Consider the following 6,277-nt stretch of genomic DNA (forward strand, 5'->3'; position numbering starts at 1 on the left):
GCATATTTGATATGGCGGATCATGTCGGGGACTTCCGGCGCGTTTTTGGATTTAATGAAACGCTGGAAGCCGCAAATGCCGATCACACCACCAGTATCGGCACAGGCCTTGATCTGTTCATCATCGATGCAGCGTTCATGACCACCCAGTTCCCTGGGGTTGGCGTGGCTGAAGACGACCGGCTTGGATGAGACCCGCATGATATCAAGCGAGCTTTGCCGTCCGGTGTGGGAGCAATCCATGATCATGCCGCTGGTGTTCACAGCCTTGACCATTTCAACACCGAGATCGGTCAGCGGGATATCGACATCATGACAGCCCCCAGAAACCGAGTTGTTACGGTTATAGGCAAAGTGGATTTGCTTGACGCCAAGCTTGGCAAAGACCGGCACCATTTCGGGCATGTCCTGGAGCATGACCGAGCCTTCAAGATCAAACCCGACGCCGAGCAGGCCCTTGGATTTCGCAATCGCCAAATCCTCAAAGCTTTCGATCTGCATGTATTTGTCAGGGTGCGCGGCAATCTTGGCGCGGAAGGCGGCAATCACGCGCAGGATGTGGGCAATGCTGTTCATATCCATGCCGACATTGACGCAGACATAGTCGATATGACCGGCAACATAGGTATCAAGCAGGTCTATCGGTGTCTTTTCATCAAGCGGCAGGCAGGCATGCGCATCCCATGTGAAGGACGGAATATGCCGACGTTGGTAGTTGGCAAGTTTGCTGTCGGCCGGGGCGAAGGGTGTTGCGAAGCTCAGTGTGGTGGCGGAAGTCATGGTGTCTCCGTTCAGTCCCAGTCGACAAAGCTGTCAACAACGGCGCGGTCATAGCCGCCGGCAGCCTTGTAAAGCTGTTGCGAGTAGGGATGTTCAAGTCTGCCATCTGCGAGTTGGCTTGCGGTGGCACGTTCAACAATACGACCATGGTTCATAATGGCAATGTCGTCGCACATATGGGCCACCACGGCGAGGTCGTGACTGACCATGATGTAGGTCAGGCCAAGTTCCCGGCGGAAGCGTGACAGAAGATTAAGCACCTCGGCCTGAATGGATACATCAAGGGCCGATGTCGGTTCATCAAGCAGCAAAATCTTGGGTTCAAGGATCAGGGCGCGGGCAATCGCGACACGCTGGCGCTGCCCGCCGGAAAGCTGGTGGGGATAGCGGAAGCGGAACGAGTTATCGAGGCCGACCTGTTCAAGCGCCTGCACCACGCGCGCGTCGGAATTGCCAAGCCCGTGAATATTGACCGGTTCGGTCAGGATGCGGTCAATGGTATGACGCGGATGGAGCGATCCGAACGGGTCCTGAAACACCATCTGAACAAGGCGATAGAATGTCTTGTCGCGCGTGGGGCCAAGTTCCTTGTTGTTGACAAGAATTTCACCTTCCCAGTCATCGACAAGGCCGGTGATGGTACGAAGAACCGTTGATTTGCCTGATCCCGATTCACCAACGAGGCCGAAAGACCCGTTTTTCGGGACCTTGATATCGACATCCTTGAGAACGTGGTTGTCGTCAAACCAGGCATTGAGTTTGTTGATTTCAATCATGTGTCTACCCCTTAACCTTCGGCCCAGCTTGCTTCGCGTTCAAGGATCGGCAGATCAGAATGATCGCCATCCATTTTCGGCAAGCAGTTCAAAAGTCCCTTGGTATAGGGGTGTTTGGCTTCGTGCAGGGCGGACGCCTTGATTTCTTCCACCACGTGGCCCTGATACATGACCAGTACACGGTCGCAGAAGCTTGAAACCAGTTGCAGGTCGTGACTGATGAAAATCAGCGCCATGCCGCGATCACGCACCAGATCATCAAGGATCGCCATCACTTGAAGTTGTACGGTGACATCAAGGGCTGAAGTCGGTTCATCGGCAATGATCAATTCAGGATCAGGGATCAGCATCATGGCGATCATGACGCGCTGTCCCATGCCGCCGGAAACTTCGTGCGGGTAGGAATTAAATACCCGCTCTGGATCGCGGATTTTAACCGCATCGAGCATATCAATCGCGCGGTGGCGGGCTTCCTTGGCGTTGACCTTATGGTGTTCGCGGTAGGCCTCGATGATTTGATCGCCAATGGTCATGACAGGGTTCAGTGAATATTTTGGGTCCTGCATGATCATGGAAATACGCGCACCGCGCACCTTGCGCCATTGTTTCGGCGTCAGGTTTGCAAGATCGACGTCATGGAAGGTCATTTGATCAGCGGTAATTTTACCGTTGGCCGCCGTCAGGCCCAAGATGGCACGCCCAGTCTGGGATTTGCCAGACCCGGATTCGCCAACAATTCCAAGCCGTTCACGACCGAGATTAAACGACACACCACGCACGGCATGCACATCACCCTTAGGCGTGTTGAAGGTGACTTCGAGGTTTTTGACCGACAGAAGGGTTTCATTGGACATGATCAATCGCCTCCACGCGGGTCAAGAACATCACGCAGGCCATCACCCAGAAGGTTAAAGCCAAGGCTGACAATCAGAATGGCAATCCCAGGAACCGTGGCAACCCACCATTGTTCAAGCAGGAACTGACGACCATCAGAAACCATCGCACCCCATTCCGGCATCGGCGGCTGTGCACCAAGACCGAGGAAGCCAAGACCGGCTGCAATCAGGATCATGCCTGCCATATCAAGGGTGACACGCACAACAAGCGAGCTGATACACATCGGCATGATATGGCCCGTGATCAGGCCCATATTCGATGTGCCCTGAAGGCGGGCGGCTTCGATGAAGTCGGATTTGCGCACCGTGATGGTTTCAGCCCGCGCGATACGGGCATAAGGCGGCCATGCGGTAATCGCGATAGCAAGAATGGCATTTTCGATCCCCGGGCCGAGGGCGGCAACAAAGGCCAGTGCCAGGATCAATTTCGGAAACGCCAGAAAGACGTCGGTGATGCGCATCAGGGTCGCATCAATCCAACCGCCAAAGAACCCGGCGGCTGTGCCCACCAGAAGCCCGACAGGGGCGGCGGTAATTGCCACGAGGCCAACGATCAGCAGGGTATATTGCGCGCCAAAGATCACACGCGACAGGATGTCACGGCCCAGCTGATCCGTGCCAAACCAGTGTTCGGCGCCGGGCGGCTGAATACGGTTGGTAAGGTCAGCTGCCAGCGGATCATAAGGGGCGAGAAGCGGAGCAAAGATCGTTACCAAAATAAGGCCGATCACGATCGAAAGACCGATCATGGCAAGCTTGTTTTCGGTAAATTTCAACCAGCCCAGCCAGACGCGGCCACATTTTGCCTGCCAGCGCGATTGCGGTGCATCAGATGTCAGCCATTGTTTCAGGCCGGTTTGCGAAGTGTTTGTTTGTGTTGTCATGATTATCTCCGCGCTCTGGGGTCGAGCAGGCGGTAAAGCACGTCAGAAAGCATGTTCACGCTGATAAAGACCGCACCGACCACAATCGTGCCACCAAGAACCGCATTCATATCGGCATTGAGCAACGAGTTGGTGATGTAAAGGCCAAGCCCCGGCCAAGCGAAGACGATTTCGGTCAAAACCGAGCCTTCCAGCAAATTGGCATAAGACAACGCAATCACGGTCACCAGCGGAACCATGACATTGCCAAGAGCGTGACGCCAGATGATGCGATGTTCGGAAATGCCTTTGACCCGCGCGGTCAGGATGTATTCCTGACTAAGCTGTTCGAGCATGAAGGAACGGGTCATGCGGGCGATATAGGCCAAAGAGAAATAGGCCAGGATCGAGGCAGGCAGAACAATGTGCGAGACAGCGTTCCAAAACAGGTCTATGTCGCCTTCGATCAGGGTATCAACCAGCATCAGACCTGTGGTGGGTTCAATGAAATCAACGTAGAACGAATCAAGACGCCCAGGACCCGCGACCCAGTCGAGCTTCATGTAAAATACCAGAAGCCCCATCAGACCCAGCCAAAAGATCGGCATGGAATGGCCGGCGAGACCGATCACGCGAACCACGTGGTCAGGCCATTTGCCCTTGTTGATGGCGGCAAATACGCCAGCGGGAATACCCAAAGCAACACCGATGATCGTGGCAATGGTTGCCAGTTCAAGGGTGGCCGGGAAGACGCGTTTGATGTCGTAAAGCACAGAGTTGGAGGTCAGCACAGATTGGCCAAAATCGCCCTGCAAGACATTGGAAACATAGATAAAAAATTGCTGCCAAAGCGGCAGGTTAAGCCCCATTTCTTCGCGCACGCGGTTGTACGTGCTTTGCGATGCATGATCACCAACAGCGGCCAGCACCGGATCAATCGGCAACACGCGACCGATCAGGAATGTGACAAGCAGCAGGCCAAAAAATGTAATGGCAAGCGAGAATACCAGCCGCAGGAAAGTTCCCGTCGGGCCGGAAGCGAAACGGGCGCGGTTGCGCCCGTCCCGTTTTTTGCGTTTAACAGCGGACATTACGACCGTTGTCTCCTTCGTCGAGATTAGTCTTTGGTGACATAACGATAATAGTTGTTATCGAATGACGGACCGAGGACGAAGTTGTTCACGTTACCGCGCATGGATGCGATCTCGGTTTCCTGGAACATGATCACGAACGGACCGTTTTCCAGAACTGCTTTCTGAAGATCGACATACATCGCAGCACGTTTCGCATCGTCGCGTTCCAGCGTGGCGGCATCGGTTTTTGCCGTCAAGTCACCGGCATCCCACGAGTTACGCCAAGCAAGCGGCTTGGCAGCGGCATCGTCGGAGTTGTCCGGGTTCCATGCAAAGGTCGATGCGTTGGTGTGCGGATCCTGATAGTCCGGGCCCCAGCGACCGATATAGATATCGTGCTGACGGGCGCGGTATTTGGTCAGGGTCTGTTTGCCATCACCCGGAATGATTTCCAGATTGATGCCAGCCTGTGACCAGGTCGCCTGAATCGACTGAGCCATCGCCATGATCGCGGTGGTGTTACGGGTGTCCATGGTTACGCTGAACCCGTCCGGATAGCCGGCCTCGGCCAGAAGGGCCTTGGCTTTTTCGACATCCAGGGAATAGGGGTTCTCGTTATAGGCGCCCAGGAAACCTTCAGGCAGGAAGGCCTGATGGATCTGCGAACGACCAGCCAGGATGGTTTCGGAAATGCCTTTGTAATCCACAAGGTATTTCAGAGCTTCGCGGACTTTCGGGTTCGACAGATATTCGTTTTTCTGCGACAGACCGAGATACCACAGCGCACCTTTGCCCTTGGACATCATCTTGATGTCGTCATTGTCAGAAATGGCAGCCAGCTGATCGGCTTCGAGGTTACGGGCAATATCGATATCGCCTTTTTCAAGGAGGAGCTGCTGAGCTGCGGCTTCCTTGACGCTCTGGATAATCACGCGCTTCATTTCTGGCGCGCCATCCCAGTAATCTTCGTTGCCGGTCAGGCTAAGGCTTTCGCCCGCAGTCCACTTGTTCAGTTTGAACGGGCCGGAACCGGCATAGTTGGTTTTGAGCCACTCGTGGCCAAGGTCACCGTCCACTTCATGGGCAAGGACTTCTTCCTTGTCGACAACCGAGCCAACGCCAGCGGTCAGGCAGTACAGCACGAAGCTTGGTGCGTAAGGCTTGTCGACTTCCATGACCAGCGTGGAATCGTCGGTGGCGTAGATCTTTTCCTTGACGTTGTCGGCAGTGAAACCGAACTGGCCCAGAATGAAGGCCGGCGACTGATCCAGCAGGATCACGCGCTGCAAGGAGAAGGCTGCGTCTTCGGCGGTCAGTTCGTTACCAGAGGCAAAGGTAATGCCGTCACGGATTTTGAAGGTAAAGGTCTTGCCGTCTTCGGAGACATCCCAGCTTTCGGCAACGACGCCATAGATCTTCGACACATCGTCATTGTCGAAACCGATCAGGCGATCATAGGTGTTACCGGCATATTCAGCGCCCGAGAATTCGAAAATCTGAGCCGGGTCGAGCGTGATGATGTCATCAATGGCAAAAGCCATGACCAAAGCATTTTTCGGCGTTTCGGCCTGTGCCATCATAGGTGCGGTCGCGAGCGCGGTCCCCATGACCAGCCCTGCAATAAATTTGCGCATGATGCGCCTCCCGATTGTTGTTGTGGGACTGCAGGCCAATGCGTGGACTGATCGGCTATCGAAAGGGAGGGCCAAAACGAGACGGGCTCAGCTTTATAACCATCCGGAGTTCTATCGACGCCTTCAGGCCCTTATAATTGCGGGGCGGCCTGCAGGTTCGCTTAGTGCATGTGGAGCTGAGCATAATTTATACGATTAATCAATGACCAGTCGGTCAGCAATGCTGTCTAAATCAGCAAATGGCACAACTTTCCCG

6 protein-coding genes are annotated in these 6,277 nt (G+C 54.6%); all 6 read right to left on the bottom strand.

Going from position 1 to position 6,277, the window contains the following annotated elements; genetic code table 11:
- The coding region (locus B3Z49_RS21830; protein WP_296994954.1) for a dipeptidase at nt 1–779 on the bottom strand (779 nt) is incomplete at its 3' end.
- A gap of 11 nt (nt 780–790) precedes the next feature.
- Nucleotides 791–1,555: an ABC transporter ATP-binding protein gene (locus B3Z49_RS21835; RefSeq protein WP_296994956.1), complete on the bottom strand. Its 765-nt coding sequence runs from the start codon at nt 1,553–1,555 to the stop codon at nt 791–793.
- A gap of 11 nt (nt 1,556–1,566) precedes the next feature.
- Nucleotides 1,567–2,409, bottom strand: coding sequence for an ABC transporter ATP-binding protein (locus B3Z49_RS21840; RefSeq protein ID WP_296994958.1), 843 nt, complete (start codon nt 2,407–2,409; stop codon nt 1,567–1,569).
- 2 nt (nt 2,410–2,411) lie between these two features.
- Nucleotides 2,412–3,335, bottom strand: coding sequence for a nickel transporter permease (gene nikC / locus B3Z49_RS21845; RefSeq protein ID WP_008891484.1), 924 nt, complete (start codon nt 3,333–3,335; stop codon nt 2,412–2,414).
- A 2-nt stretch (nt 3,336–3,337) separates the two neighbouring features.
- The gene (locus tag B3Z49_RS21850; protein ID WP_008891485.1) at nt 3,338–4,405 is read right to left on the bottom strand and encodes an ABC transporter permease; all 1,068 of its coding nucleotides are present in this window, start codon (nt 4,403–4,405) and stop codon (nt 3,338–3,340) included.
- A 26-nt stretch (nt 4,406–4,431) separates the two neighbouring features.
- A complete protein-coding gene (locus B3Z49_RS21855) occupies nt 4,432–6,021 on the bottom strand; it encodes an ABC transporter substrate-binding protein (RefSeq protein WP_008891486.1) in 1,590 nt (529 codons plus the stop codon).
- Between the last annotated feature and the right edge of the window lie 256 nt (nt 6,022–6,277).

The sequence above is a fragment of the Thalassospira sp. UBA1131 genome (genome assembly GCF_002311515.1).
Classification (GTDB): Bacteria; Pseudomonadota; Alphaproteobacteria; order Rhodospirillales; family Thalassospiraceae; genus Thalassospira.

Coding starts and splice junctions, on each gene's coding strand:
- B3Z49_RS21840 (WP_296994958.1), bottom strand. CDS start 2,409: ATGTCCAATGAAACCCTTCTGTCGGTCAAAAACCTCGAAGTCACCTTC.
- B3Z49_RS21855 (WP_008891486.1), bottom strand. CDS start 6,021: ATGCGCAAATTTATTGCAGGGCTGGTCATGGGGACCGCGCTCGCGACC.
- B3Z49_RS21835 (WP_296994956.1), bottom strand. CDS start 1,555: ATGATTGAAATCAACAAACTCAATGCCTGGTTTGACGACAACCACGTT.
- B3Z49_RS21850 (WP_008891485.1), bottom strand. CDS start 4,405: ATGTCCGCTGTTAAACGCAAAAAACGGGACGGGCGCAACCGCGCCCGT.
- nikC (WP_008891484.1), bottom strand. CDS start 3,335: ATGACAACACAAACAAACACTTCGCAAACCGGCCTGAAACAATGGCTG.